At 55.4% G+C, this 26,364-nt stretch carries 27 protein-coding genes; 12 read left to right on the top strand and 15 right to left on the bottom strand.

Annotated elements, in window-relative coordinates:
- Positions 1-75: 75 nt before the first annotated feature.
- The 8 genes from GKG34_RS05975 to GKG34_RS05940 all read right to left on the bottom strand — a co-directional run bounded on the left by GKG34_RS05975 (position 76) and on the right by GKG34_RS05940 (position 6,371).
- A complete protein-coding gene (locus GKG34_RS05975) occupies positions 76-282 on the bottom strand; it encodes a hypothetical protein (protein ID WP_154255792.1) in 207 nt (68 codons plus the stop codon).
- 219 nt (positions 283-501) lie between these two features.
- Complete coding sequence (locus GKG34_RS05970) at positions 502-741, bottom strand: HPr family phosphocarrier protein (protein WP_015564590.1); 240 nt, start codon at positions 739-741, stop codon at positions 502-504.
- Between the two features lie 15 nt (positions 742-756).
- Positions 757-1,725: a carbohydrate kinase gene (locus GKG34_RS05965; RefSeq protein ID WP_154255791.1), complete on the bottom strand. Its 969-nt coding sequence runs from the start codon at positions 1,723-1,725 to the stop codon at positions 757-759.
- A gap of 9 nt (positions 1,726-1,734) precedes the next feature.
- Positions 1,735-3,117, bottom strand: a complete 1,383-nt coding sequence (locus tag GKG34_RS05960; RefSeq protein WP_154255790.1) for an MFS transporter — start codon at positions 3,115-3,117, stop codon at positions 1,735-1,737.
- A gap of 33 nt (positions 3,118-3,150) precedes the next feature.
- Positions 3,151-3,543, bottom strand: a complete 393-nt coding sequence (locus GKG34_RS05955) for a VOC family protein (RefSeq protein WP_117476342.1) — start codon at positions 3,541-3,543, stop codon at positions 3,151-3,153.
- Positions 3,540-4,601, bottom strand: a complete 1,062-nt coding sequence (locus tag GKG34_RS05950; protein WP_005940978.1) for an NAD(P)-dependent alcohol dehydrogenase — start codon at positions 4,599-4,601, stop codon at positions 3,540-3,542. Before GKG34_RS05950 ends, GKG34_RS05955 begins: the two co-directional genes overlap by 4 nt.
- A gap of 185 nt (positions 4,602-4,786) precedes the next feature.
- Positions 4,787-5,914 (bottom strand): ROK family transcriptional regulator, encoded by a 1,128-nt coding sequence (locus tag GKG34_RS05945; protein ID WP_044953544.1) that lies wholly within the window; start codon positions 5,912-5,914, stop codon positions 4,787-4,789.
- A gap of 208 nt (positions 5,915-6,122) precedes the next feature.
- Positions 6,123-6,371, bottom strand: coding sequence for a DUF6061 family protein (locus tag GKG34_RS05940; protein ID WP_044953546.1), 249 nt, complete (start codon positions 6,369-6,371; stop codon positions 6,123-6,125).
- Positions 6,372-6,961: 590 nt separating this feature from the next.
- On the opposite strand from GKG34_RS05940, the gene GKG34_RS05935 reads away from it, so the two are divergent.
- Positions 6,962-8,044 (top strand): LacI family DNA-binding transcriptional regulator, encoded by a 1,083-nt coding sequence (locus GKG34_RS05935; protein WP_005938422.1) that lies wholly within the window; start codon positions 6,962-6,964, stop codon positions 8,042-8,044.
- A 104-nt stretch (positions 8,045-8,148) separates the two neighbouring features.
- On the opposite strand, the gene GKG34_RS05930 is transcribed toward GKG34_RS05935, so the two are convergent.
- Positions 8,149-9,273 (bottom strand): enolase C-terminal domain-like protein, encoded by a 1,125-nt coding sequence (locus tag GKG34_RS05930; protein WP_005938419.1) that lies wholly within the window; start codon positions 9,271-9,273, stop codon positions 8,149-8,151.
- Positions 9,274-9,676: 403 nt separating this feature from the next.
- On the opposite strand from GKG34_RS05930, the gene dctP reads away from it, so the two are divergent.
- The 11 genes from dctP (at position 9,677) to GKG34_RS05875 (ending at position 20,088) form a co-directional block, all read left to right on the top strand.
- Complete coding sequence (gene dctP / locus GKG34_RS05925; protein WP_005938413.1) at positions 9,677-10,786, top strand: TRAP transporter substrate-binding protein DctP; 1,110 nt, start codon at positions 9,677-9,679, stop codon at positions 10,784-10,786.
- Between the two features lie 103 nt (positions 10,787-10,889).
- Positions 10,890-11,378, top strand: coding sequence for a TRAP transporter small permease (locus tag GKG34_RS05920; RefSeq protein WP_005938410.1), 489 nt, complete (start codon positions 10,890-10,892; stop codon positions 11,376-11,378).
- Positions 11,379-12,680, top strand: coding sequence for a TRAP transporter large permease (locus GKG34_RS05915; RefSeq protein WP_005938406.1), 1,302 nt, complete (start codon positions 11,379-11,381; stop codon positions 12,678-12,680).
- A gap of 6 nt (positions 12,681-12,686) precedes the next feature.
- The gene (locus tag GKG34_RS05910) at positions 12,687-13,436 is read left to right on the top strand and encodes an alpha/beta hydrolase (protein ID WP_005938404.1); all 750 of its coding nucleotides are present in this window, start codon (positions 12,687-12,689) and stop codon (positions 13,434-13,436) included.
- Positions 13,437-13,442: 6 nt separating this feature from the next.
- Entirely contained in the window at positions 13,443-14,156 is a 714-nt protein-coding gene (locus GKG34_RS05905) for an RraA family protein (protein WP_005938401.1), read from the top strand.
- Between the two features lie 3 nt (positions 14,157-14,159).
- The gene (locus tag GKG34_RS05900; RefSeq protein WP_005938398.1) at positions 14,160-14,495 is read left to right on the top strand and encodes a UxaA family hydrolase; all 336 of its coding nucleotides are present in this window, start codon (positions 14,160-14,162) and stop codon (positions 14,493-14,495) included.
- A 14-nt stretch (positions 14,496-14,509) separates the two neighbouring features.
- Positions 14,510-15,736, top strand: a complete 1,227-nt coding sequence (locus GKG34_RS05895; RefSeq protein WP_005938395.1) for a UxaA family hydrolase — start codon at positions 14,510-14,512, stop codon at positions 15,734-15,736.
- Positions 15,737-15,751: 15 nt separating this feature from the next.
- Positions 15,752-16,552 (top strand): SDR family NAD(P)-dependent oxidoreductase, encoded by an 801-nt coding sequence (locus GKG34_RS05890; RefSeq protein ID WP_005938393.1) that lies wholly within the window; start codon positions 15,752-15,754, stop codon positions 16,550-16,552.
- A gap of 59 nt (positions 16,553-16,611) precedes the next feature.
- Positions 16,612-18,024 carry a glucuronate isomerase gene (uxaC, locus tag GKG34_RS05885; protein WP_005938390.1) on the top strand — a complete coding sequence of 471 codons (1,413 nt, stop codon included), beginning with the start codon at positions 16,612-16,614 and terminating at the stop codon, positions 18,022-18,024.
- Positions 18,025-18,038: 14 nt separating this feature from the next.
- Entirely contained in the window at positions 18,039-18,788 is a 750-nt protein-coding gene (locus tag GKG34_RS05880) for an SDR family oxidoreductase (protein WP_005938387.1), read from the top strand.
- A gap of 763 nt (positions 18,789-19,551) precedes the next feature.
- Complete coding sequence (locus GKG34_RS05875; RefSeq protein WP_154255789.1) at positions 19,552-20,088, top strand: DUF2179 domain-containing protein; 537 nt, start codon at positions 19,552-19,554, stop codon at positions 20,086-20,088.
- A 56-nt stretch (positions 20,089-20,144) separates the two neighbouring features.
- Here GKG34_RS05875 and GKG34_RS05870 read toward each other — a convergent pair whose 3' ends face one another.
- The 6 genes from GKG34_RS05870 to dcuC all read right to left on the bottom strand — a co-directional run bounded on the left by GKG34_RS05870 (position 20,145) and on the right by dcuC (position 26,292).
- A complete protein-coding gene (locus GKG34_RS05870; protein ID WP_154255788.1) occupies positions 20,145-20,528 on the bottom strand; it encodes a RidA family protein in 384 nt (127 codons plus the stop codon).
- Between the two features lie 16 nt (positions 20,529-20,544).
- Positions 20,545-22,035, bottom strand: coding sequence for a tripartite tricarboxylate transporter permease (locus tag GKG34_RS05865; RefSeq protein WP_173015225.1), 1,491 nt, complete (start codon positions 22,033-22,035; stop codon positions 20,545-20,547).
- A 15-nt stretch (positions 22,036-22,050) separates the two neighbouring features.
- Positions 22,051-22,509, bottom strand: a complete 459-nt coding sequence (locus GKG34_RS05860; RefSeq protein WP_173015224.1) for a tripartite tricarboxylate transporter TctB family protein — start codon at positions 22,507-22,509, stop codon at positions 22,051-22,053.
- Positions 22,510-22,520: 11 nt separating this feature from the next.
- Positions 22,521-23,594 carry a tripartite tricarboxylate transporter substrate binding protein gene (locus GKG34_RS05855; protein ID WP_173015223.1) on the bottom strand — a complete coding sequence of 358 codons (1,074 nt, stop codon included), beginning with the start codon at positions 23,592-23,594 and terminating at the stop codon, positions 22,521-22,523.
- Positions 23,595-23,718: 124 nt separating this feature from the next.
- A complete protein-coding gene (locus GKG34_RS05850) occupies positions 23,719-24,888 on the bottom strand; it encodes a MalY/PatB family protein (protein WP_154255784.1) in 1,170 nt (389 codons plus the stop codon).
- A gap of 30 nt (positions 24,889-24,918) precedes the next feature.
- Positions 24,919-26,292, bottom strand: a complete 1,374-nt coding sequence (dcuC, locus tag GKG34_RS05845) for a C4-dicarboxylate transporter DcuC (protein ID WP_154255783.1) — start codon at positions 26,290-26,292, stop codon at positions 24,919-24,921.
- Positions 26,293-26,364: the final 72 nt, after the last annotated feature.

The following is a 26,364-nucleotide window of genomic DNA, read 5'->3' as shown; positions in this document are numbered from 1 at the left end:
GAAGATTTTGCAGAGCAAAACATGTGAAAAGGCAAAGCTCCTGCTCATGGTCACCGTTCACACCGAACGCAGTTCCTACCCCTGTTTTGCAGCGGCGTTGTCCGGCTCGCCCACAGAAAGTGTGAGGTCATGGCGCAGTATCTCGTTCAGACGGCTTATGAAGAATTCAAGGTGCAGCTTCCCAAAAGAAAAATACCGCCCTGCAAGACAGGCGAAAAATTTTGTCGGGTGAAACGGCGGCAAAATAGATCGGGTGTGTTGCGGGGCGGTAAAAATCTTCATGGGGAATAAATCCTCGCCGCTCTGTACTTTTCTACAAAATTGGTGGGATTTGCGATAAAGGGTATCACGGATTGCGGCGAGCGTCAAGATGGTTTTGCAAATTTTATTGCAGTAAAGCAGTGATAGTAGGACTTATACAAATCAAAACACCGCCCGATTCTGGTGAAGGAGAACCAGAATTGAACGGTGCAAATGGAAGAAGGAGAAAAGCGTAGAAAATCAGACGATGCAATCTGGGAGCAGCGCATGGAGCTGTGTCAGCAGTTCTTCGCAGGAATCGGAATAAATCACAAGGGTAAGCGGATTGCTCAGGTCGAGACTGTAAATGCCAAGCAGGGATTTGGCATCAATGGTATATCGCCCGGAGACTAAGTCCATCTCATAGGGATATTTGGACAGCAAATCTACAAAGTCCTTGACCTGATCGACCTGCCGCATTCTGATCTGTAATTTTGTCATAGGGTATCCTTTCTTTTACATCAGTGGGATAGAGGCAATGCAGTTCTGAATTTCTACCATGGAGGGCATTGCAGGGATTGCACCGCCCTTTGTCGTGGTCAGACTGCCCGCTGCATTGCCGAAGCGGACGATTTCTTCAAGCTCAAATGCAGGGAGGGTACGCAAATCCTCCGCAGCTTTTCTCCGCAGCTGGTAGTGAATTGCGCCCATGAAAGCATCGCCTGCACCCGTCGTGTCCACGGTAGGCACATCATAGGTGGGAAGATGCCCTGCGCCCACAGCGTTCCGGTAATAAGCACCCTTTGCACCCAGCGATACCAGCACAAGAGATGGCCCCATTTCGAGCAGGGCTTGTGAGCCGCGGGCAAGGTCGCTTTCGTTTGTGATAAGCTGCATTTCTTCCTCGGAAACTTTCAGAAGATCCGCCAGCGTGACACCTTCCTGCATCTGGACAACGGCATCTGCCGGGTGCTCCCACAGAAGCGGACGGTAATTGGGGTCAAAGCTGACCAGCTTGCCCTGCTGCCGTGCATACCGCGCAGCTTCCAACGTGGCGGTGCGGCTCGGGTCGGAGGTCAGAGAGACAGAGCCGAAATGGAAGATGGCAGCATCGTCAATCAGATTCCTGTTGACTTCTGCCGAAGTCAGCATCACATCGGCACCGGGGTTCCGGTAAAAGGTAAAGGAGCGGTCTCCCTTGCTGTCAAGCTGTACGAAGGCAAGGGTCGTGGGAATCTTTTCGTCAATCACCAGACCGGACACATCAATGCTGCTTTCCACAAGGGTCTGGCGGAGAAAATCGCCAAATCCGTCTTTGCCGACTTTTCCGATGAATGCTGTTTTGCCGCCCAGACGGGCATTCATGGCAAGGACATTGGCGGGTGCACCGCCGGGATTCCGGGCAAACAATTCGATGCCCTGTGCATTGGTTCCGTTCGGGGTAAAGTCGATCAGGCTTTCTCCCAAAGCTACAACATCAAACATGGTATCACCTCAACCTGTTTTTTTAGCGTTCAGTTCGGACATAATCTGGTTATACGAACGCTTACTGATTCGGTAGAAGAACAGGACAATCGCTGTTATCAGCCACAGCACACCGGGAAGCAGCGAGAATGCATAGTGCATCGCATTCTGCACGGCAGCATTCTGCACCTGATTGGGGGCAAAACTCAATGCACTCAGCACACCAGCCAGCGCAGAGGTGCCAATCGCCATGCCCAGTTTGTTCCCCAGTGAAACGAATGCGTACTGGAAACCATCGTTGCGGACACCGGTTTTCCACTCGCCATACTCCACGCAGTCGGGAACGATGGCGTAGATGGCGGTATTGAATCCGCAGAAGAAGAACTGGGACAGTGCAGCGAATGTATAGAACGGAATGGGAGAAGAAACTGCACTGAAGAAATAGAGCGCAATCAGGGAAACGCCGGTTCCGGCAGCGAAAAGGGAAGCGGTGTGCCCTTTGTTGCCCAGCTTTTCAAACACGAAGGGGAATGCCGCAGCACCCAGAATGGAGGGAACGATCAGGATCATCGAGTAGATGGTAAACAGATTCTCGTTGCCTTCCACATATTTGAAGTAATAGAGCAGGTCGGCATTGCGGCCATACAGCGTTATACCGAACAGGAACTGACCCGCCAGTGCAATCAGGTAGGGCTTGTTCTGAAGCGCTGCATCCAACTGCTTTTTCAGTGAGACTTTTTTCCGCTCCGGGGGCTGGACGACCTCTTTGGTTTTGGCAAAACAGAACCAGTGACAGAGGGTGAAGATACCGCCGTAAAGGACGGTCACCAGAAGATATCCCCGTGCTGCATTATCACCGCCAAAAGCAGAGATCAAAGGCAGGGTGATGATGTTGATGATATTGATGGCGATCATGGCACAGACGGAGCGAGAGGTGTTGATTTTCGCACGCTCCTCGATGTTCTGGGTCAGGGTGCCGCAGAGCGTACCATAAGGGATGTTCACGCAAGTATAGCCCAGAACCAGTACACAGTAAGTAATGTACATATACAGGCTCTTAGCACTGTCTGACCATGTGGGGTGCGCCCAGAACGTCAGCACGAGCACCACAGCAGTTGCCGGCGCGCCGAACAACAGCCATGGACGGTAGCGTCCCCAGCGGGAACGGGTACGGTCGCTCAGCGAACCGATCACGGGGTCATTGATGGCATCCCAGAAGCGGGAGACCAGCATCAGGAGGGACACTGCCGCCATGCTGATGCCGCAGACATCGGTGTAAAAAATCATCAAGAAGTTGCCAACGAACATCCAGCTGAAGTTGCAGCCCACATCGCCCATGCCGTAAGCGATTTTACTGATCAGAGGGACTTTGATGTTCGTATCCTGCTGTTTCGGCTCTGCTGTGTAACTCATACGACGCGCTCCTTTCTCCTCTTGACGCGATGCTTATAATTTCTGGCAGAACTCTATTCTCTCTTTATTCGGGCCTTCGACCATGAAAAAGCGAACACCGTTTTCCCAGAACGGCAGTGACTGGATGCTGGAATGCAGCAGGTGCATCCCTGCCTCTTTTGCCGCAGCAAAGGCGGCTTCGATATCGGTCGTTGCCAGAGCTACATGGTCGATTGCTCCGGCCTTTTCCGCCGCACGATGGTTTTCATAGGTTTCGATCATCAGATCGCCAAGCTGAAGAAACGCAACGCGCTCCCCGGCGGCTTTGTTCACCGTTTCCAGCGCAGAAACAAACCCCAGCTTCTTGTAAAATGCAATGGTCTTGTCGAGATCATTTGTTGGGATGCCAATGTGCGCCACACCGGTCAGAACCTGCGGAAAGCTCATACCTTCGTTTCCTCCGCAATCTTCACCACTGCTTTGACGATGTTGGCCTTGTCCGAAATGCTCTTGTCCATGGCATTCTGGATGTCGTCAAAGTCAAAGATGTTGGTCACAATGCCCTTCAGATTGATTTTGCCGGAAGCAACGGCATCGATCGCCATGGGGTAAATGTGGCGATAACGGAACACGGTCTTGAAGGTCAGTTCCTTGTCCAGTGCAAGGCTCATAGGCAGGGTCATCTCGCCGGATTTGGAGTAACCAACCAGAACGATGTTTGCGCCCTTCTGCGCCATCTCAATGGCCTGACGGGTAGTGATTTCTGTGCCAGCAGTCTCGATAACGAGGTCGCAGCCCAGACCATCGGTCAGGTCGAGAATCGTCTGGACAGCATCCTTTTCGCGGCTGTTGATCACACCGTCTGCACCCAGTTCAAGAGCCTTATCCAGACGCTTCTGCATGATATCTACAACGTAAACACGGGAAACACCCTCGGCTTTCAGCGCCATCATGGAGACCAGACCAATGCAGCCTGCACCCATGACCACCGCAGTCTGACCGGCATGAGCACCGCCCTGATTGGCGGCGTGGAAACCAACGGCCAGAGGCTCGATCAGCGCACCTTCCATGGTGCTTACGTTGTCCGGCAGCTTGAAGCAGAGGTTTGCTTCATGTGCCACATACTCCTGAAAAACACCGTCTACCGGCGGGGTAGCGAAGAACACGACATCCGGGCAGAGGTTGTATTTGCCCTCGCGGCAGAACTTGCAGTGACCGCAGGTCTTGCCCGGCTCCAGCGCAACGCGGTCGCCGACTTTCAGATGCTTGACAGCACTGCCAACTTCCACGACTGTGCCGCCCGGCTCGTGGCCCAGCACGAACGGTGGCTTGACCACATAATTGCCGATCGCACCCGTTTCATAGTAGTGCATATCGCTGCCGCAGATGCCAACGTATTCCAGCTTGACAAGAACCTCGTCCTCTTTGGGTGTGGGGATCGGGCGGGTGGTGTAGCCCATCTTGCCGATGCCGTTCATGACTGCAACTTTCATTGTGCCTTTCATAAGATGACCTCCGTTTTTATTTGTTTATTAACTTTTATAAAGTGTTTATGAATGTGACTACAAATTAACACACCGCACAACCAAAGTCAAGCCCTTTTTCGCGGATTCGGAAAACTGCACAAGGAAAAAGCGGCGGAATTGTGCAAAAAATCGAGGACGGCAGGTGCCGTCCTCGATGGGAAGGTTTATAGGTTCTGAATAAAGGCTTCGATATGGAGCAGAGCGGCTCCCAGCGCAGAGGCTTCCAGCCTATAGCGGCTGAACTTCAGGTAGGAACTGTCCGGCTCAAACGTATTACGCTCGACCAGCATTTCCCGGAGCGGTTCGCCAAACTCTGCCAGAAAGCCGCCAACGTAGCCGCCAACAATTACATCACAGTCGAAGGTCATGCGCAGATTATTGACTGCTACAGCAAGGTAAGAAAGGTATTCATTCCATGCCGTTTGCAAAGCTGCATTGCCGGAGCGCAACCCGTCAAAGAATAGTGCAAGATTTCCGTCGGTCAGCTGGGAGAGGACTTTTGCAGAGCAATAGGCATCCAGACAGCCCTTTTTTCCGCAGTAGCAGGGGCGGCCATCGGGAACGAGCGTGTTGTGCCCGAACTCTCCGGCACGAAGATGGTCGCCGCCATAGAGCGCTCCACCGGTCAGAATCGCACCGCCGACACTGTTGCTCAGAGAAAGGTAGACAAGGCTGCGGGGAGATTCGAGGTCGCGCACTTCAGCAAGTCCGGCAGCGTTCGCGTCGTTGATGAACCGGCAGGAGAACGGGATGTAACGGCTGAATTCTTCGGTAGGAACATTCCGCAGACCCAAGGCATGAGAGTAAACCAATGTCTGCCCCTCTTTGTCCAGAATACCGGGCAGCGAAATGCCGACGCCCAAGATTTTTTCGACCGGGCAGCCCTCTTTTTCAATCAGCCCCTGCACGATTCCGGCAAGCATTTCCGCATAGGTGTCCGACCGCTCATAAAGACGCTTTTTACGCTCATAGTGGAGAAGGTTACCGGACAGATCGACCAGAACTGCTCCGACATGATTCTGGGTGATCTCCAGTCCGACCGCAAGTCTGGCATTCCGCACGGGAGCAAATGCTCTCGCCTTGCGCCCACCGGTAGATTCAAAGGTGCCGACCTCCTGCACCAGTCCCATCGCCATCAGTTCTTTGACATTCTGCAATACGGTCGGCCAGCTGTTGTTGACTTTTGCCGCAAGCTCCGGCTGCGAGATTCGGTCGCAGGAAAAAATGCTGCGAATCGTTCGGATGCGGTTGATTTTTTTAACATCACGGTTATTTGCGCCGCTGCCGGTCATGGGCTTACTCACCTCCAAGAGCAGATTCAACATTTGAAAGAAGATTTATAAAGCTCTTTCTTATTATAGAGAATCTGGAAAGATTCTGCAAGGGAAACATTTACAAAAAAGCGTTAGCCGAAAAGAGCGAGTTGCTTATGGATAAGAAGCGATGCTACCAGCTTATGGCAAACCATAGGTCGGTGGGCATCGTGTTCTTTATAGGGACTTAATCTTCCAGCCTGCTGTGGTCGCATCCCAGCGAGAGATAGTGCTCCATCTCTCCTCCCAGCACAAGCTGTGCGTACTCCAGCGGCCTGTTGCACAGCAGCCAGTCCAGCTCTGCCCGCTGTGCGGGGGTGCTGCCGTACTCGTCCTCCACGGCGATGCAGTCGATGGCAAGAGTGGTGCCATCCTCGAACCGGGCTTCCACCCGGTTGGTGTCCATATTGAAGCGGCAGGAAAGCAGTTTGTTCATGGTGAACCTCATTTCTATATCAAACGGTGTCTGTTCGGATGTCCTAAACCCTTTTGTTTGAGCGATGGAAGGGGCTCGAACAGGGCGGCGGCGCATAGGGAAAACGCTGCTGCGGCAGGACGGGAGAACGTACACCATTGGTTCCTCTGCAAGCCTGCGCTGGGTGGGCAAAGACCGTCAACTGCCACGCCCATCCGCGCATCCTTCTGCCACAGAACAGGTGCTTGCCGGAGCCTCTCGCAGCCCCTTTTCCGCGTCAGCCGGAACCAAGGTGTAACACACTAGACTTTGCAGGCAAAGTCGTGTGCCAAAGGGATGCTGCCTCTCGCCTGTCGGCTCGGTCAGGTGCTTCAAAATGCGCTGCACTTTGAGGTCGCCACTGGCGCGACCCGCACCCCTTTGGAAACCCAAGAGAAACGCCTATCAACTGCGCTGCTCGTCCTCGGCCAGTGCGTTGATCCGCTTGACCATGGGGTGCTGCAGAAACTTCTGCTTATTTACAGTATACCTCGTGCGTGCTATACTAAAATCAGTACCCTTTTCACGCATCGTTTTTGCGAAACAGTTGTTTTTTAAGAGAGAGTGACCTTATGAACAAAAAGATTACGATCCGTGATGTGGCACAGGCAGCGGGCGTTTCCATCAGCACGGTCCATCAGGCACTGAACGACAAGCCTGGCGTCAGTGAGGTCACCAGGGAGCATATCCGGAGGATCGCGGATGATCTGGGCTACCGGCCCAATAAAATGGCTTCCGGCCTGAAACGCCGCACCCAGCGTGTGGCTGTGCTTCTGCCGGATGAGGTGGGCCGAAACCGCTTTTATTATCCGCCTTTGTGGCAGGGTGTGCGGGACTACTTGAAAAACTCTGAAGATCTGAACGTGGAGTGTACCGAGTTCAGTTTCCCCAATGAGATCGACCCTTTCCACTCCCGTGGAGTGGAAGAGGTGCGCGCTCTGCTGGCCGAGGACAAACTGGACGGCCTGCTGACAGTGGGTCACATGGAAGCTATGACAATGCAGGAGTGGCAGCATGCCCGGGATGCCGGTGTGGCAGTGGTGCAGGTGGGGTTTAGAAACCCGAAGATCGCACCGCTGTGCAGCGTGCAGCCCGACTATGAGGTCATTGGACGGACGATGGCAGAGCTGATCTTCAGCCATATCCCCTCTTTCGGCAGTGTGGTGCTCTGTGCCGGAAATCCCAAATGGGAGCAACATGCCCGCATCGTGCAGGGGTTTGAGGATTATATGCAGGAGAACGGTGCGCAGAACCGCATTTATCTGGACAATTCCTGCTGCATCGGCTCAGAGGCACAGAGGAACATCCTGAATCTGCTGGAAAAGCCGGATGTTGCGGCCTGCTGCAGTGTGCTGTCGCAGGGGAGCGTGATGCTCGTGCAGGGGCTGCAGCAGTGCGGCAAAGCGGGTAAAGTGTTCGCGGTGGGCAGCGACGTATTCGAAGAAAATCTGGACGCTCTGCGGAGCAGAATCCTGGACAATATCGTGCAGAAAAACCCTTACGCTCAAGGGTATCTTGGCATCAAAGCACTGGTGGAATATCTCGTGCAGGGCAAGGCTCCGGAACAGCGCACCATTTACGTGGGCTCTGAAGTGGTGTTCCGCAGCAACGCTGTGATGTATGACCGGGACAATTTCCGGGGGCTGCTGCTCTGAAAACAAAAACATGAAAAAGGCGGACTGGTTTCCAATCAGTCCGCCTTTTTCATGTAAATGGAGAAGTAAAAAGAGCAAGCGGTAAATGTCAAAAGTCAGTGGGATCAGCCCTTGTACTCGAGCTTGCGGTAGCTGCGGCAGCTCTTCTCGATCAGATCCCAATCCAGTTCGGCACCCACGCCCGGACCCTGCGGCACATGGATGATGCCATGTTCGTCAATGGGCAGTTTGCCCTTCATGGGCAGGGTGTAGTTTTCTTCAGGTACGAAGTACTCGAAATACTCACAGTTCTTGATGGCGCAGCTGACATGCAGGTTGACAAGATCCATGTAGTTCATGGTGGTGGTGTGGATCTCGCAGTTCAGGCCGAATGCTTCTGCCAGATGTGCGATCTTCAGCGTGCCGGTGATGCCGTCCTTCCAACTGACATCCGCGCGGACGATATCGGCAGCGTGCTGAGCAATGACCTGCGCCACACCCCAGTGGCAGCCGCGGGTGGTCTCGGTGGCAGCGATAGGGATATCCAGTGTGCGGCACAGCTCGGTGTATTTATACAGCTCAAAGTCGCGGAAGGGCTCTTCGAACCACTTATAATTCAGCCTTTCCAGCTGACGCCCCACGGTGACGGCTTCGTTGATGGTATAGTCGCCCACGGGGTCGGTCATCAGCAGGTAGTCGGGGCCGACAGCGTCGCGGATGGCCTGATGCACTTCCATATCAAAGCTGACCGGCCCGCCCGGATGGGCTTTGTAGCCGGGGATGCCTTTGCTCTGGTAGTAGAGAGCCTCGTCCACATACTCCTTAACAGTGCCGTGGAAGTTGCCGCTGGCATAGACCGGCAGGCTGTCGCGGTAAGCGCCGATGTACTTATAAAGAGGAAGCCCGGCTTCCTTGGCACAGATATCCCACAAGGCTACATCCACGGGGCCGGGCAGGAACACGGGAAAGAATGCCTCATGACGGTCGATGGTCCACAGTTCCTGGAAGATGGCCTCACGGTCATGGGGGTCACGTCCCAGAACAACAGGGCCGATGCTCTCCTGTAAGTAGGCTTCGCTCACAGCGCCGCTGCGGGCTGCCATGCAGGTGGCAACGCCCTCAATGCCGGTGTCGGTGGTCAGTTTGATGGCGATGACATCCCAGCCCATTTTGGCACCGCCCTGACGCTTTTCGTCAAACAGGCAGCGGCCGCGCTCGACCCACCAGGTCTCGAACTTGGTAATGATCATAAAAATGCTCCTCTCGTTGATCGTGTTAAAGGAATTGGCTGCTTGATAACCGGAACTTTGCTTTGCGGAAAAGAATCTTTGACGGAAACACGTCAATAAAATAGAACCGAAACGTTTTGCTTGATTATAATGCAAAAGTACATAAAAGTAAAGAGATTACAGAATTTTGGTTGGAAAATCGTCACACTGCAAAAACGATTTGGTCAAAAACTATGCTATATGACAAAAATATATCCGAAACAGGCGAAAAATTTGAAAAATATTGACCTCGCGCACAAGACGTGCTAAAATGTTGCCAAAGAAAGCTACAAAAACGTTTTTGTAGCAAGGGGCAGGCGGGACACGAAGACGCTGCCCCGAACACGTATCCGACACACGATGCCAAGAAAAAAGGAGATTTCTTATGAAAAAAGCAATTTCTCGTCGTGACTTCCTGAAGGTTGTTGGCGTTTCTGCCGCAGCACTGGGCATGACCGCATGCGGCGGTTCTTCCGCTTCCACCTCTGCTTCCACCGCAGCTTCCTCCACTGCCTCTTCTGCAGCAGCAGGTGCAGGCGAGGGCGGCTCCGGCAATGACTACAAGCTGACATGGAACGAGGTCAACGGCGAGGACTACGGCGCAACCGTTGGCGCACACACCTTTGCTGAGAAGATCGAAGAGCTGTCCGGCGGTCACATCACCATTGACCTGTACATCAACGGCACGCTGGGTTCCGAGGCTGAGTCCATGCAGGGCATCCAGATGGGTACTCTGGATATCTTCCGCGGCAACGCTTCTTCTCTGCCCAACTACGGCGCTGAACTGATCGGCACCACCGGCCTGCCGTATGTCTTTAAGGATATGGCACAGTTTGAGGATGTGGCTGAGAGCAGTCTGGGCGACGAGCTGCTGCAGAGCGTGGAAGATGCCAACTGCGGTTATGTTGCTCTGGGCTGGCTGGTCGAAGGTCCTCGCAGCATGTTCATCACCCCGAAGGTCTACGAGCGTCTGGGCAAGCCCACCGACTTCACGCTGGACAAGATGAAGGGCCTGAAGGTCCGCGTGCCCGAGACGGACCTGATGATCAACACCATGGATGCTCTGGGCGCTTCCGCCACCGCAATCGCTTACTCTGAGCTGTACACCTCTCTGCAGTCCGGCGTCGTCGATGCTGCTGAGAACGGCGTTACCTCTTACATGAGCAACAGCTTCAACGAAGTTGCCCCCTACTTCATCACCGATGCACACACCTTTGGCTGCGGCGTCATCCTGATGAACGCTGACAAGTGGAACGGCTTCAACGATGCCGAGAAGGGCTGGATCAAGGAAGCCGCTCTGGCCGCACGTTCCGCCTGCTACGAGTACAACCAGAAGCAGGAGCAGGCCTGCTTCGATTCCTTCGCCGACAAGGGCATCACCAAGCTGGAGGTTTCCGATATCGAAAAGTGGCAGGAGGCCTGCGCACCTCTGTACGAGAAGGAGAGCGCAGAGGCTCAGGACATCATCGCTAAGATCCAGGGCGGCAACTACTGATCCCTGCCGAGACGTTTTGACGAACCAATAAAGGACGAACGTTCCCCACGGCTGGCAGCGGTCGTGGGGAATTTTAGAAAAACGAACAATCAAGGAGCCGATTATGGACAAATTTGAAACTGTTTGGAAAAAGATCGACGCCGTGCTGTTCCAGCTTCTGCGCCATGTCTGCGCATTGATCCTGGGAGCTCTGGTAGCGGTGGTCTTTTTTATCTTCTTTGGGCGTTATGTGATGCACCATTCTCCCATGTGGGGCGAGCCGTTCTCCCTGCTGTGTCTGGTATGGCTGAGCCTGCTGGGCAGTGTGCTGGTGGTGCGCAAGAACGAGCATCTGGCCGTTACCATGTTTGACGAAAAGCTGGGCAAGACTGGTGTGTTCGTCACCGATATCCTGTCCGCTGTGTGTGTGGTGGGCTTCTCCATCTTCCTGATCGTGTACGGCATCAAGCTGGCACAGTCGGGCGCAAGCAACAACATGGCCGGCATCAATGTGCCCTATGCCTTTATGTACAGTGCACTGCCTGTGACCGGCGTACTGAACATCTTCGCTGTTCTGAGCCACTGGGTGCTGGGTCGAAAGGAGAAAAAGTAAATGTCTACTGCAACGATCGCAACCATCCTGCTGCTGGGTGTGTTCCTGGTGCTGGTTTTCCTCCGCGTGCCCGTGGTATATGCCATTGGTGTGGCTTCTCTGCTGGATTTCTTCTATCTGGGCATCAACCCCATGCAGATGGCTCTGAAATTTGTCAGCAATCTGAACTCCTATACGCTGCTGGCGGTGCCCTTCTTCATCCTGATGGGTGAATTGATGAGCGCGGGCGGCATCACCGATACCCTGATCGCTTTCTCAAAGGAACTTGTCGGCTGGATGCATGGCGGTGCTGCCATGGTCAACGTGGTGGCCTCCTTCTTCTTCGGCGGCATCTCCGGCTCTTCTTCTGCCGACTGTGCCTCTCTGGGCCCCATCGAGATCAAGATGATGGAAGAGCAGGGCTATGACCGCGAGTTCTCCACCTGCCTGACCATGGCATCCTCCGTTGAAGGTATTCTGGTTCCCCCCTCTCAGAACATGGTCATCTTCACTCTGGCTGCTGCCGGCGTCACCACCGTTTCCATCGGCCAGCTGTTCGTGGCCGGCTACATGCCCGGCGCTGTGCTGAGCATCGTGCTGATGATCTACTCCTACTACTACTCCAAGAAGATGAACATCCCGGTCACCGGCAAGTTCAACCTGAAGAACTGCATCAAGGCATTCTTCAAGGCCATCTGGGGCATGCTGGCTGTTATGTTCGTGGTCGTCGGCGTTATCGCCGGTGTCTTTACCACCACCGAGTCCGCCGCTGCTGCCGTTGTGTGGTCGCTGTGCGTCGGCCTGTTCATCTACAAGGGCTTCTCCTTCAAGGATATCCCCCACATCTTTGCAAACGTCGTGGAGACTCTGGGCAAGGTGCTGATCCTGCTGGGCGTGTCCGGCGCATTCACCTACCTGCTGACCTATCTGCGCATCCCCACCATGATCGCTACCGGCCTGTTCTCCATCACCAGCAACAAGATCATCATCCTGATCCTGCTCAACATCCTGATGTTGTGTCTGGGCTGCCTGATCGAGATGGCCTGCCTGATCCTGATGCTGACCCCCGTCATCCTGCCCATCTGGATGCAGCTGGGTCTGTCCCCCATCCATCTGGGCATCGTCATGGTGCTGAACCTCGGCATCGGCCTGCTGACCCCTCCCGTCGGCTCCACCCTGTTCATCGGTTCTGCCATTTCCGGCATCAAGATCGAGACCCTGTCCAAGAAGATGGTGCCGTTCTACATCACCATGTTCATTGCGCTGATCATCCTGACCTACTTCCCGCAGACCTTCATGTGGCTGCCGAACCTGCTGTACTAAGTGCGTATGGAAACAATGAATCTGCCGCTGGGGGCGCGGCTCTGGATCGCAGATGCCCCCAAAGACCCCAAAGGAATGATTCTGATCTGCCCCGGCGGCGGATACCAGTGGCTTTCGCCGCGTGAGGCCCAGCCGGTAGCCCGCGCCTTTACCGCCGCCGGCTGGGCGGCCGCGGTGGTGTACTACACCATTCGCGAAAAGCCCGGCCAACCCCCGCTGGGTACCCTGCCGGTGCGCCAGCTGGGCGAAGCACTGCAGACCATGCAGCAGCGTTTCCCGGCACTGTCGGCGCTGGTCTGTGGCTTCTCCGCAGGCGGCCATCTGGCAGCCAGTCTGGGCGTGCACTGGCGTGAGCTGGGCCTGCCCCGCCCCGACGGCATGATCCTGGGCTACCCGGTGATCACCGCCGGAAAGTACGCCCACCGCGGCAGTATCCAAAATCTGGCCGGTTCGGACGATCCGGGCTGGTATTCGCTGGAAACGCAGGTCACGGCAGATACGCCGCCTGCCTTCTTCTGGCATACCGTCACCGACCCGGAAGTGCCGGTGCAGAACAGCCTGCTTCTGGCAGGTGCACTGAGCGCGGCCGGTGTGCGCTACGAAATGCATCTTTACCCCCGCGGGGTGCACGGTCTGAGTCTGGCAACGCCCGAAGTGGACGAGCCGGAAAAGCACCGCGTTGCAGATCCCCACATCGCCGGCTGGTTCGGGCAGTGCCTCGAATGGCTGGATATTCTAAAAACGACAAAGGAGTGATTCCCCATGGCAATGTGGAAAAACGACGATGAAATGTTCGCCCTGATGAAAGAGAAGCTCTATACCCCCGTTGTGGGTGATATTCTGGATCAGATGGGCTATAAGCACCAGTTCCTGCCCGCTTCCATCCGCCCGCTGGCTGCACAGGTGCCTACCGCACCCTACATCCTGCCCGGAGAGGAAGAGGACAAGCGCCTGAAGGTGGCTGGCTACGCCTGCACCGTTCTGGAAAACGATGTGTTTGAGTACCCCGCCGAAAAGCCCTTCGGCTATATGACTGAGGCGCTGGATGACCTGAAGCCCAACGAGATCTACATCGCTACCGGCGCACACAACAGTGCTCTGTGGGGCGAGCTGCTCACCGCCTGCGGCAAGGCCCGCGGTGCAGTTGGCGCCGTTCTGGACGGCTACACCCGCGATACCCCCAAGGTCATCGAGCAGAACTTCCCTGTTTTCTGCTCCGGTACATGGGCACAGGATTCCTCCGTCCGTACCTACGTGTTCAAGTGGCGCTGCCCCATTGAGATCGGTCAGGTGACCATCCACAATGGCGATATCGTCTTTGGTGACATCGACGGCGTGCTCATCATCCCCAAGGATATTGCACCGGAAGTCATCGAGAAAGCCCTCGTCAAGGCAAGCACGGAAAAGACCATGCGCAAAGCCATTGAAGACGGCATGATGGTCACGGATGCATTTGCAAAGTTCGGAGTGCTGTAAGCTATGGACGAAAAGCAGAACGCCTTTCAGATCAATCGGGAAGACAATGTGGCCACGGCCCTGACCCCGCTGGTGCCCGGCCCTGTGGAGCTGCGCGGCGATGCCTGCGCCCCCGAAGTGGAAGCCGTCACCGAGGTGCCGATGGGCCATAAAATTGCCCTGCGGGACATCAGGAACGGTGAGGATATCGTCAAGTACGGCGTAGTCATTGGCCGCGCTACCGCCGATATCCCGGCTGGCAGCTGGGTACACCTGCACGTCATGCGCAGCGTCTACGACCAGCGTTCCAGCCATCTGGACGTCAGGACCGGTGCTCCCAAAGACACGAAGTACGAGTAAAGGAGAGGCTTTTAATGGATTGGAATGAACTGCAAAGCCTCACCTGGCCCGGCTACGCCCGCAAAAACGGCGGCAAGGGCATCCGTAACCGGGTGTTGGTGATCTACACGGTCAAGTGTGCCGAGTTTGTGGCGCAGCAGATCGTAGCCAAAAGCGGCAGTACCAATGTGGAACTGCTGGGCTTTGACGGCTGTACCGACAACCAGTATGCGGTGAACCTGCTCATCAGCTTCATCCGCCACCCCAACGTGGGTGCGGTGCTGGCCGTAGGCCTTGGCTGTGAATACGTGCAGCCGGAATGGCTGTCTAAAATTGCCGAGGAAGAGGGCAAGCCCACAAGCTGGATGTTCATCCAGAACGAGGGCGGCACCCAGCCTGCCGTCCGCAAGGGCGTGGAGTGGGTGCAGAGCGCACTCAAAGAGCTGGAAAACACCCCCCTCGTGGAGATGTCCGTAAAAGATCTGGTCATCGGCGCAGAGTGCGGCGGCAGTGACTACACCAGCGGTCTGGCTGGCAATGTGGTCGTGGGCCGGTTCTACGACTGGCTCACCGATCAGGGCGGCACGGCCATCTTTGAGGAGATCGTTGAGGCCATTGGTCTGGATCATCTGCTGCTCAAGCGCGCTGCTTCTGAGCAGGCCGCAAAAGAGCTGCGCTATACCTATGATAAAGCGCTGGAATACTGCCGCAGCGTGCGTCAGTATTCGGTCAGCCCCGGCAACTTTGCAGGCGGCCTGTCCACCATTGAAGAAAAGAGCATGGGTGCTGTGATCAAGAGCGGCTCCCGCCCAATTCAGGGCGTCATCAAGGTGTCCTGCCCTGCGCCCCATCCGGGTCTGTGGCTGCTGGACTCCACCCCGGACCCTTACTGGATGCAGTTTGGCATCACCAATCCAAACGACAACGAGGGCTTGATGGATCTTGCCAGCTGTGGCGCACACATCGTGTTCCTCGTTACAGGGCGCGGCAATGTGGTGGGCAGCGCAGTAGCCCCCTGCATCAAGATCACCGGCAACGGTGCGACTTACGCCCGCATGGAGGGCGATATGGACTTCAATGCCAACCCCGTGCTCCGGGGCGAATGCACCCAGAGCGAGCTGGCCCGCCGCCTGACCGAACTGGTGGTAAAAACTGCCGCCGGTCAGCCCACCAAGAGCGAAGCCCAGGGACACCACGAGTTCTTTGTACCGTATAAATATCAGGAAAAGCAGGTCGCTTTCAAGCGTGCCTGCGAAGAGTGAGGAGGACTGTTCCCCATGGCAGCATTTACCGAAGAACAGGTGAAGGATTTCAGCATCAAGAACTGGTACGACCTGTCCGGTCAGGTCGCCGTCGTCACCGGCGGTGCCACCGGTCTGGGTCTTGCCATTACCCGCTGTCTTGTTTCCGCAGGCGCAAAGGTGGCCGTTGTGGCTTCCCGTGCTCCTGAGCTGGTGGCCGATACTCTGGCAGAGTTTGGCGGCAAGGCTGTGTACTATCAGTTCAATATCACCGATACCGACCACGCTCAGGAACTGGCCGATAAGATCACCGCTGAGCAGGGTCCCGTGAGCATCCTTGTGAACAACGCAGGCAACCATTGCAAGAAGTTCATCTGGGATATGACCGTGGACGACTACAAGCGCGTTCTGGATGTGCATCTGGTGGGTGCATTCGCACTGACCAAGGCTTTTGTTCCCCAGATGAAGGAGCAGGGTCATGGCCGCATCATCTTCCAGGCCAGCATGACCAGCTACATCGGCCAGCCCCAGGTGGCAGGCTACTCCACCGCAAAGGCCGGCTATCTGGGCCTGATCCACACCCTGACCGCTGAACTGGCCGAGTACGGCATCACCGTCAACGCCATTGCTCCGGGCTGGATCGACACCCCCATGTTCCACAAAGCTACCGACAACGACCCGCCGCGTCTGGCCAAGATCATGGGCCGCATCCCCGCCAAGAGCGTGGGCGACCCTATGGATGTCGGCATGTGTGCAGCGTTCCTGTGCAGTGACGCAGCCCGCTATATCAGCGGCACCTGCATCCCTGTTGACGGCGGCGCTCTGATCGGATTCTGATGAAATGAGCCCACCCATCTCCTGAACAGACGGGTGGGCATTTTTGGAGGATATTTGTTATGAATGATCGTTTCAGCGAAGAGCTGTTCCTCACCAATGAGACCGGCAAGATGCTCTACCACAAGTATGCAGAGCATATGCCGATCATCGATTACCATTGCCATCTTCAGCCCGTGGAGATCGCTGAGAACAAGGAGTTTGAAGATCTGGGCGAGATGTGGCTGCGCGGCGACCACTACAAGTGGCGCTGTATGCGCACCTTTGGCATCGACGAGAAGTACATCACCGGTGACGCCAGCTACTACGAAAAGTACATGAAGTTTGCCGAAATTCTGCCCCAGCTGGTGGGCAATCCCATCTATATCTGGTGTGCACTGGAGCTGAAGCGCTACTTCGACATCGACGAACCCCTGACCGCAGCCAATGCACAGGAAATTTATGACCGCACCAAAAAGCTTATCACCGAAAAGCACATGACACGCCGCTGGTGCATGGAGCATAGCAATGTGCGTCTGGTCTCCACCACCGAAGACCCCATCGACGACCTGCGCTACCACAAGGTTCTGAACGAGGAAAAGATGTTCACCCGCGTGATCACCGCCTTCCGCCCCGATAAGGCCATGTTCTGCGCCAACGCCGATTTTGCTGCTTATCTGGCAAAGCTTTCTGCTGCTGCGGAGCAGCCCATCGACAGCTTTGCCGAGATGCTCACCGCATTGGAAAAGCGTTTGCAGTATTTCCAGCAGATCACCGGCACCACCGTCAGTGACGACGGCATCCCCTACTTCAACTGGGCAGATTACACCCCCGCCGAGGTAGAGGGCATCTTTGCCAAGGCACGCAGCGGCGGCAAGCTGACCCAGCATGAGATCGACCAGTACCAGAGCGCATTCCTGTTCGAGATGGCCCGTATCTACAACCGCAACCACTACGTTATGCAGCTGCACATCGGCACCTATCTGGATGCCAACACCAGCCATGTGAAGAGCGTGGGCCAGTCCACTGGTTTTGATTGCTGCGACGATGCCGCACCGGTCAAGGGTGTTGGCGAGCTGCTGAACAACCTGACCACCATCGGCGAACTGCCCAAAACCATCATCTACCCGCTGGACGGCACCAAGATTGAGACCTGGGCGATCTTAGCCGCAGGCTTCTGCGATAATGGCACCAAGGCAAAAGTTCAGCTGGGCGCACCCTGGTGGTTCAACGATCAGGCCTTTGGCATCCAGCGGCAGTTCGAGGCCTGTGCAAACCTGTACCCGGTCTCACTGTCGGTCGGCATGCTGACCGACAGCCGCAGCTTTATCTCCTATCCCCGTCATGAGCTGTACCGCCGCGTGCTGTGCAGTTATCTGGGCAGTCTGGTGGAGCGCGGAGAGTATTTCTCCGGTGAGGAAGAGCTGAAAAAGACCATCGAGAATGTCTGCTTCAACAATGTGAATGAGTTCTTTGGCTTCAACGTTAAGGTTTGATAGGAGGATTTATTATGGCAGATCTGAAGGGTAAGGCCGGCATCGTCACCGGCGGCAGCAGCGGCATTGGTTTCCAGATCGCAAATGTGCTGGCAGAGGCCGGCGCAACGGTTTACGTGATCAGCCGTACCGGCAGGCCCAAAGAGGGCGTGGGAGAAAGCGCATCGGGCGTTGTCCACCTGAAGGGCGATGTGGGCGATGTAGAAGCCATGAAGGCTATGGTGGCAGAGCTTGCCGCAAAGCACAATGGCTGCCTTGATTTTCTGGTGAACAATGCAGGCGTCAGCTATAAATGCCGTGCCGAAAATTTCCCTATGGAACAGTTTGACAACATCATGAACGTGAACGTCAAGTATTTGTTTGAGATGAGCGTTGTCTGCTACCCCTACCTGAAGAAGAGCGCGGACAAGGGCCGCATCATCAACATCACCAGCATGAGCGCACATCTGGGCTTCAGCGAGGTGGTGCCCTACTGCACCAGCAAGGGCGCTGTTTTGGCTATGACCCGCGCACTGGCTGTGGAGTGGGCCGGGGACAACATCACCGTCAACAGCATCGCACCGGGCTGGTTCCGCAGCAAGATGAACGAGCAGGTGGTGGACGCCGCCCGTGAGCAGAAGATCCTGAACCGGATGCCCCTGCATGCTTACGGCGATACCCGCGATCTGGGCAAGATGGCCGAGTTCCTGGTGGGCGATGGAGCCTCCTACATCACAGGTCAGGATTTTGCCGTGGATGGCGGTGCCCTGGCGTATGGATACTGACCGAACTTGATTTTTGGTGTGCGGTCACTCGAACCAATGCCGTCAAGTCGTTGTCGGATAAATCGATTTTTCATTTGTCCGGGAGTAAGTGCACGGTTTCTGCACGGTTTTTGCACGGTCTCAAAACGTGCAAAGGGTGCAAATCGTTGCAAAATCGGACAAAGGGTGCAGAAACTCCAAGCTCAAAACTTGCGATGCATCGCTGAGAGATGACGTTAAAACGTAACTTCCAAAAATTGAGGGAATCGCCCGGCGTGCGCTACGAATCAGTAGGCCGGGGGTTCGAGTCCCTTCCATCGCACCAAGTAAAATCCCACGATTGACCGTTGAAAATACGGTGTAAATCGTGGGATTTCTTGCTTTATATAGCTGTCAAAATGGCTGGAAAGTGTGACAAAAATGCGACAAATTCAAGAAAAACCTGTTTGTGCGACAGTGTACGCCCCTGTTCTGTATGCTTTGCCCTATATCATACGGCTGTATAATGGGCAATCCTCACCCCTGCTATGGGCTGGGTGTGTAGTGTTTCACGACCCACCTACCTACAATCTGAACTGTTGATATGTCAGAGCAGCTTTCTCCACCTGTGGGGAAAAGGGCATGAACCAGATTCACACCCCGACACAAGCGGCGATGGGGTCAATCTGACGGACTGCCATAGATCGGCGTAAAATTGCGCTGGTGTTGGATGCGCTCAAAATTGAGCGTAACCCAATTACGACCCTTTGCCCGGTCTGCCTGATAGCACTATCACAGAATTGTGGTGCCCGGCGGCTTCCTGGCAGAAGGTGCACCCACCTGTGAAGATGTCCCCACTTTTGGGGATACGGTCATCACCTCAAGGCCGGAGCCCATCCGGCATTTCGTTACGGAAACACTGGGACGCACAGCGACCCAGCAGGACGCTACCGGCGTGTACACCGGCGAGCCCCGCACCATGATCATGGTGGCGCTGACCCGGCGGCAGGCAGGGCTGCTGCGGGATTTCCTGCGCCGGGAGGACTCTGACCATTGTCAACTCCAGCAAGATCATCGGCAAAGGATTCCAGTCCATCTGAAAACGCAAAATGCCCGCCCACCGTGGGTCTCCACAGGTGGGCGGCATCATCATTATATATGGTATCAGAGCATGGGCGCACGGTTTCTGCACGGTCGGCGCACGGTTCATGTGATTTGTGTCAGAACATGCTGCGGCTGCTTCAAAACAGCGGAGCGGAAGAAGCAAATTCTAAACAAATACTGGGGTCGGGAAAAATCCCGACCCCAAAACTATTATAAACCTATTATTCTGTCTGTTTGACAGAACACACCTTGGATGCAGTGCGCCGTTCGGCTGTCTTTCATCAAAGCGATCCGTCAGCGTTTGACGGCGACGGCTTCGATCTCTACCCTTGCATTCTTTGGAAGTGCTGCTACCTGAAAGGCTGCGCGGGCCGGATAAGGCTCTGCAAAAAATTCGCCGTACACTTCGTTCATGGCACCGAACTCGTTGATGTCTGCCAGTAGCACGGTGGTCTTTACTACGTCTGCCATTGTCATACCGTTGGCCTCGATGATTGCCTTCAGGTTCAGGAGCGACTGCCTAGTCTGCGCTGCAATGTCCTCACTGGGGAAGGCGCCGGTAGCGGGATCAATGGGCAGCTGACCGGAAATGAATGCATATTCCCTGGCGGAGATCCCTTGAGAGTAGGGACCGATGGCCGAAGGAGCAGCGGCTGTATAAATTGCTTTGTTGGACATGACACTTCTTTCCTTTCTATTGTTGCTTGCGGACTGCACGTTCACTTTTCAGGCTCAGCACAAACAGCAGTGCAAGCACTGCCATCAGGCCCAACCCAAAAGGACGGCAGATTAGTCCGAAAATGTTGTCGGAGTACTGCATCAGCGCCCGTCGCAGGGAGGTGTCTGCAGTGGGTCCAACCAAAAGGCCCAGCACAAACGGTGCGATCGGGTAGCGATACAGTTTCATCAGATATCCCAGCAGACCAAAAAGCGATAGCTGGATCAGGGCAAACGGTGTTCCTATGGCACTGTAAGCGCCTATTGCGCACAGCACCGCCACCAGCGGCATCAGAAGACTTTGGGGAATGGTCAGGATGCGGATCGTCAGCTTGGAACACAGGAAGGAGACGACACCCATTGCCGCTGCGGCCATCAGCAATAACAGGCACAGCCCACAGAGGATGCCCGGTGACTCGATCAGAAGCGTGGGGCCGGGACGCAGATTCATGATGAACATAGCCGACAGAAAGATCGCCGCTGTGGAACTGCCGGGGATCCCGAGCGACAGAGCCGGGATCAGCGCACCGGCCGAGCAGGCATTGTTGGCGACTTCCGCCGCAATGATCCCTTCCTCGGAGCCGTGGCCGAACTTCTCTTTTTGCTTGGAGGAGCGCTTGGCAAGATCGTAGGAAAACCAGCAAGCGGCAGACTCGCCGATGCCCGGGATGAAGCCAATCCACAATCCCGCCAGAGCGGAACGGAGCATGTTGCCAAGATTGGCTTTCAAGACCGTCCAGTTGATGAGTGGAAAGCCGGTCTTTTCCACGGTCCGCTCCGGTTCGGGAGCGCACAGCGTGTAGAGAACCTCTCCAAGGCCAAACAGCCCTAGCATGGCGATAACGCTGTTGAAGCCCGACAACAATTCTCCGCGCCCAAAGGTGAAGCGCAGCACGGACTGTACCCCATCCGCTCCGGTCAGAGACAGCAGGCACCCCGCCAAGGCGGCAATCCACCCCCGCCGCCGGCTGCCGCCAGAAATAGAGCCGCAGATGAGCAGACCGAAAACGCAGAACAGAAAGGTCTCCCAATCGCCAAACTTCAGGGCGATGCCAGTCACGAAGGGCTGGATCAGGAAGATAAGGATCGTGCCCACAAGCGTTCCCACAACAGACGCTGCAATGGAATAACCTACGGCCTCCCGGCCTCTGCCCTGCTTTGTCAGGGCGTTGCCATCCAGACAGGTCGCCGCTGCTGCGGGTGTGCCGGGGATGTTGATCAGGCTGGCGGTAATGCCGCCAGAACCGCACGAGGCCACAAAAATGCCCACGAGCAGTGCCATACCGTGGGTGTACTCCAAGTGGAATACCAGCCCAAGGCAAAGCGCCATGCCCATCGTCGGCCCAAGTCCTGGCACGACGCCGACAACAAAGCCCAGAAACACGCCGCCGATCAGGAACAGCCAGACGCCCGGATCGCACAGAAACGCAGCTGCCGCCTCGGGCAGATAGAGCCATTCAGAAAACATGTGCATTCTCCCATTTTACAAAAGCTGCAATCCCAGCACGCCGGGGATCAACAAGAGAGCCGCCAGACAGTACACTCCGCTGAGCAATAGCAGCTCCAGTGGACGCCTGCCTCGGTTCAATAGAAACAGGATGGCCGTTAAATACGCCGCGGTCGGCAGGGTAAAACCTACTTTGGAAATCAACAGCAAATAGGCAAGTGTCAGCAGGACCACAGAAACGGATCTTTTTGTTATGCTATGGCCGCCTGCCGAAACCTCCTGCCCCTTCCAAAGCGCTGCTGTCAGACGCACGCCTTGCAGGGTGAGCATGGCAGACAGCAACAGCGGCAGGAATTTAGCTTCCGTCAGCAAGCCCCAAAAACCGTCGGTTTTTACGGGATTTCTGCGGATGCCGAGAGAGAGGAGGACGTATCCCAGTCCCGCTGCCGTCACGATCAAGCCTTCTGCACACTGGCGCAGTTTTTTCTTATCCATAATGCGCTCTCCTATTCCGGCCATGCCTGCGCCGCAGCCGTGCGGTCATTGGCTGGGAACGAGAAATCCTCGATCCTTGGGATCTGGTAATCGGCCGGGTTGATTGTAGAGATCCCGGCGTCATACAGACCCCATGCATAGATGGATTCCAGCTTTGCACATATTTCGTCGCTCTCTGTGCCGATTATTGCCGCAGGCTCCAGCCCTTTGGTCTGGCAAAACTGCGCCCACTCTTTGCTGTCCACAGTACTCTGGAATGCGTCGCGGATCTTTGCCACGGCGTCTGCCGGTGTATCTCGGGAAACCCGGAAGCCCCAATACAGCAATCCCTGAAGATCGCTCAACTCGGGGTAGTCGTCCAGAAGGCTGGGTACGGTATAATTCCCCTTTGCACAGTCGATCTCCCGGGGGCTGCTGTCGCAGATGCCCAGAATGCGGATATCGCCGCTCTGTGCCAGATCCAGAATATCGGACAAACCGCACCAAGACCAGGTCACTTCCCCGGCTACCACTTTGATGGCGGCGGAACGGCCGCCGTCGTAGGGAACGGAATTGCCCTTCAGGCCCAGCTTTTCCAGCATCAGCGAGCCGGTCAGTTGGTTAATGCTTCCCAGACCGGCGTTGCCCCACTTCATGGAGGGGTCCCCCCGCATGGCGTCAAACAGCTGCTGTGCGGTCTGGTAGGGAGAATTGCCGGAAACAAACAGTACATAAGGGGAAGAGGCTGCATAGAAGCCGTAGAAATCCTCCCAGCCCAGATCGGCATACCCAAGGGTGCGCCAGCCAGATACCGTGTGCGCCACATCTCCCAGCCAGGTATAGCCGTCATGAGCGGCAGCGTACACCTGTTGGCCGGCAATAGAACCGGAACCGCCGGTAACGTTTACCAGATTGAAGGTGGTAGACAGCTGCTGGGACATGAGCGCTGACAGCTGCCGGGCAACGGTATCCGCCGTGCCGCCCGCGGTGTAACAGACGTCGATCTCGATCTTTTGAGACGGCCACTGTCCGGTCGTTTCCTTCCTGCTGCATCCGGTCAATAATGCAACGAAAACAAGCAACGCTGCAAGGATTCGTTTTTTCATGGGTCGTCTCCTTTCGATTTTCGATGCAAGAGAAAACGTTTTTATCATACCAGATTGACGCAAAAAGTACAAGTGACACAGACCGAACCCTCTAAAGCGAACCCGGCCTGTGCATTTCAGGATATTACAGCGCGTTTACAGCCTTTTCCAGCTGCTCCAGCGCCTGTTCCACGGTGGACCGCGGACAAGCGATGTTCATGCGCATGAAGCCGGTGCCGCCTGTACCGAAGGTGGCGCCGTCGTTCAGGCCCAGCTTTGCTTTGTTGAACATGAATGCCTTCAGTTCGTCCTGGGTCATATTCAGATCCCGGCAGTCCAGCCACATCAGATAGGTCGCTTCCGGTTCTGCTAGCTTGATGCGGGGGATGCGCTCCTTCATATAAGCCATCATCATATCCCGACTCTGCTGCAGATACTGCATCATCTCATCCGCGTAATAGTCGCACTTGGTGTAGGCCGTGACAAAGGTAAGCATGCCAAAGATCGTGCGGCCATAGTTTTTGTTGTTTACGATCGTGATTTCGATGTTGTCCCGGATGCGTTTGTTGGGGATGATGGCCGCTCCGGTACGGAACCCGGCAATGTTAAAGGTTTTACTGGGGTTAATCAGGACGATGCAGTTGTTTGCAAACTCCTCGCTGATGGAACCAAAGGGAATGTGCTTGTAACCTTGATAAGTCAGATCGCAGTGGATCTCGTCAGAGATTACCAGTACGTTGTACTTCAGGCACAGCTCACCGATCCGCTTCAGCTCTTCAAGGGTGAAGCAGCGCATAGCGGGGTTGTGGGGGTTGGACATAAAGAACAGCTTGGTGCGGGGATCCTTCAGCTTCTTCTCCAGATCGTCAAAATCAATTTGATATTTGCCGTTTTCGTCCTGCACAAGGCGGTTCTCCAGCAGCTGGCGGCCGTTGTTGCGTACGATAGCGGAGAAGGGCGGGTAAACCGGGGGCTGAATGACCACCTTGTCGCCGGGATAAGAATAGGCTCGGATGGCGTACATCAAGAACGGAAGAACACCGTTGGCGTACTTGACCCAGTGAGGGTCCACGTTCCAGCCAAAGCGGACGCGCTCCCAGCGCGCTGCCGCCTCTTCAAACTCAAAGGACTCAATGGGATAGCCGAAGCAGGGGTGCTTTGCCCGCTGCTGGATGGCCTCGGAAATTTCTGCCGGTACGGCAAAGTCCGTATCCGCGATCCACATCGGGAGCACGTCCTCTGGATAGCAGGCAGCCTCGTACTTCTTGCACTCGGAGACTCGCCGGTTGATGATCTCGTCAAAATTGTGTCTCATAGCATTTCACCTCAAAAAACAGAGTAAAAATCAAAGTCCGAATACAACAAAGGTTGCGATAAAGCAGACCAGCACGCCGAACAGCATGGGAACGGCGTTGCGCTTGCACAGGGCCATCGGCTCTGTCTCCACCATGCCGGACACGGCAATCATCGCGCCGCAGAAGGGAGAGAAGCAGCGGGACAGGCCGCCGGTCAGATGCATGGGCACCAGCAGCAGACCGTTGTGTACGCCAAGCGTTGCGGCCATATCCGCACCCATCGAACCGAAAGCGTACCAGGGAGCGTTGGAAGAGCCGGTGAGCAGCGCGGTGCCGATCTGGATGGCGGCCATCGCAATGGCCACGATGATCACGGCGCCGCCGATGTGGGACAGCATGCCGCACAGAACGTCGATGCCCTTCAGTTTCTTGATGGCTTCGGCAAAAACAGAGGCGACAGAAATCAGAACGATGATGTTGTTGAAGTAGTTGCCCATCCAGACCCACAGCTTTTTCAGGTTATCCTGCAGGCGGTTCATGTCCTTTTTTACGATTAGGTCCACGATGAAGAACAGGAAGAAGCAGATGATGTGGGCGGTGATAACGTCCATCTTTATGCCGTCCACAAAGCTGAACACGACTACCAGCGTCAGGGGGATCAGGGGGAAGACGCCGTAGAAGGCGGGCACACCGAGGTCAGAGATCTTCATGTCCTCCTTGGCTTCTTCGGGGATCACCAGACCGCCGAACTCCTTCTTATCCATATACTGGAACCAGATACCCATGAAAATGCCGACGCAGACGATGATCACCGGTCCAATGATCAGCTCGTAGTTGGTAAACCAATCCATAGGGGTGCAGTTTAGGATCTCGGTGGCGGCAAAGATGCCGGTGGAGTCGTTGGGGCCAAGGTCCATACCGCCGATGGCCACGCAGGCAGCCGCCGCGCTGAGTTTGCTGACGCCCATCCGGGTCAGGATGGGGAACATGGTAGCCATAAACAGCAGGCCAAGGGCGATCTGGCTGGTGATAAAAATCTTTAGCACAGCGCCGATCATGTAAACCAGAGCCAGCACGATGTAGGGGTTCTTAATGGGTTTCAGCAGTTTGCTGGCGCCAAGGGCCAGCACATCAGCCGCTTTGGTGTGGTTCATCAGCATGACGTAGCCGCCGATCATCATCAGGCGGATACCGGTGCCGGAAATGGTGCTGACAAATTTGGCGCGGATCACATCAAAAATGTCCAGCCATACATTGCCGGTGGTGGAGTCACCCAGCACAGATTGGCCGGTGACGATGGTAGCGGCAGCCAGACCGATGACGCCCAAAAACAGGAAGGTCAACCGAGTATCGACCTTTTTCAGGATCATGGTTACGGCAGCGACAACCAGGAGCGCTGTGAGAATCACGTACAGAATGTCCATAGTCTCTCCTCCAAAATATAATTCATCATATGACACTCGTCATATGTCTTATGTGTAAAGCTTAACAGATTG

The organism is Faecalibacterium sp. BIOML-A4 (genome assembly GCF_009679665.1).
Lineage (GTDB): Bacteria > Bacillota > Clostridia > Oscillospirales > Ruminococcaceae > Faecalibacterium > Faecalibacterium taiwanense.
The sequence above is the reverse complement of the archived record's forward strand: the minus strand, read 5'-3'. Positions and strand labels throughout refer to the sequence as shown.

Excerpts from the sequence above, each read along its gene's own strand:
- GKG34_RS05860 (WP_173015224.1), bottom strand. The coding sequence starts at position 22,509 with ATGGATAAGAAAAAACTGCGCCAGTGTGCAGAAGGCTTGATCGTGACG.
- GKG34_RS05950 (WP_005940978.1), bottom strand. The coding sequence starts at position 4,601 with ATGAAAGGCACAATGAAAGTTGCAGTCATGAACGGCATCGGCAAGATG.
- GKG34_RS05850 (WP_154255784.1), bottom strand. The coding sequence starts at position 24,888 with ATGAGACACAATTTTGACGAGATCATCAACCGGCGAGTCTCCGAGTGC.
- GKG34_RS05945 (WP_044953544.1), bottom strand. The coding sequence starts at position 5,914 with ATGACCGGCAGCGGCGCAAATAACCGTGATGTTAAAAAAATCAACCGC.
- GKG34_RS05855 (WP_173015223.1), bottom strand. The coding sequence starts at position 23,594 with ATGAAAAAACGAATCCTTGCAGCGTTGCTTGTTTTCGTTGCATTATTG.
- GKG34_RS05970 (WP_015564590.1), bottom strand. The coding sequence starts at position 741 with ATGACAAAATTACAGATCAGAATGCGGCAGGTCGATCAGGTCAAGGAC.
- GKG34_RS05955 (WP_117476342.1), bottom strand. The coding sequence starts at position 3,543 with ATGAGCTTTCCGCAGGTTCTGACCGGTGTGGCGCACATTGGCATCCCA.
- GKG34_RS05865 (WP_173015225.1), bottom strand. The coding sequence starts at position 22,035 with ATGTTTTCTGAATGGCTCTATCTGCCCGAGGCGGCAGCTGCGTTTCTG.
- GKG34_RS05920 (WP_005938410.1), top strand. The coding sequence starts at position 10,890 with ATGGACAAATTTGAAACTGTTTGGAAAAAGATCGACGCCGTGCTGTTC.
- uxaC (WP_005938390.1), top strand. The coding sequence starts at position 16,612 with ATGAATGATCGTTTCAGCGAAGAGCTGTTCCTCACCAATGAGACCGGC.
- GKG34_RS05915 (WP_005938406.1), top strand. The coding sequence starts at position 11,379 with ATGTCTACTGCAACGATCGCAACCATCCTGCTGCTGGGTGTGTTCCTG.
- GKG34_RS05940 (WP_044953546.1), bottom strand. The coding sequence starts at position 6,371 with ATGAACAAACTGCTTTCCTGCCGCTTCAATATGGACACCAACCGGGTG.
- GKG34_RS05895 (WP_005938395.1), top strand. The coding sequence starts at position 14,510 with ATGGATTGGAATGAACTGCAAAGCCTCACCTGGCCCGGCTACGCCCGC.
- GKG34_RS05890 (WP_005938393.1), top strand. The coding sequence starts at position 15,752 with ATGGCAGCATTTACCGAAGAACAGGTGAAGGATTTCAGCATCAAGAAC.
- GKG34_RS05965 (WP_154255791.1), bottom strand. The coding sequence starts at position 1,725 with ATGTTTGATGTTGTAGCTTTGGGAGAAAGCCTGATCGACTTTACCCCG.
- GKG34_RS05905 (WP_005938401.1), top strand. The coding sequence starts at position 13,443 with ATGGCAATGTGGAAAAACGACGATGAAATGTTCGCCCTGATGAAAGAG.
- GKG34_RS05935 (WP_005938422.1), top strand. The coding sequence starts at position 6,962 with ATGAACAAAAAGATTACGATCCGTGATGTGGCACAGGCAGCGGGCGTT.
- dcuC (WP_154255783.1), bottom strand. The coding sequence starts at position 26,292 with ATGGACATTCTGTACGTGATTCTCACAGCGCTCCTGGTTGTCGCTGCC.
- GKG34_RS05960 (WP_154255790.1), bottom strand. The coding sequence starts at position 3,117 with ATGAGTTACACAGCAGAGCCGAAACAGCAGGATACGAACATCAAAGTC.
- GKG34_RS05880 (WP_005938387.1), top strand. The coding sequence starts at position 18,039 with ATGGCAGATCTGAAGGGTAAGGCCGGCATCGTCACCGGCGGCAGCAGC.
- GKG34_RS05910 (WP_005938404.1), top strand. The coding sequence starts at position 12,687 with ATGGAAACAATGAATCTGCCGCTGGGGGCGCGGCTCTGGATCGCAGAT.
- GKG34_RS05900 (WP_005938398.1), top strand. The coding sequence starts at position 14,160 with ATGGACGAAAAGCAGAACGCCTTTCAGATCAATCGGGAAGACAATGTG.
- GKG34_RS05975 (WP_154255792.1), bottom strand. The coding sequence starts at position 282 with ATGAAGATTTTTACCGCCCCGCAACACACCCGATCTATTTTGCCGCCG.
- GKG34_RS05870 (WP_154255788.1), bottom strand. The coding sequence starts at position 20,528 with ATGTCCAACAAAGCAATTTATACAGCCGCTGCTCCTTCGGCCATCGGT.
- dctP (WP_005938413.1), top strand. The coding sequence starts at position 9,677 with ATGAAAAAAGCAATTTCTCGTCGTGACTTCCTGAAGGTTGTTGGCGTT.
- GKG34_RS05930 (WP_005938419.1), bottom strand. The coding sequence starts at position 9,273 with ATGATCATTACCAAGTTCGAGACCTGGTGGGTCGAGCGCGGCCGCTGC.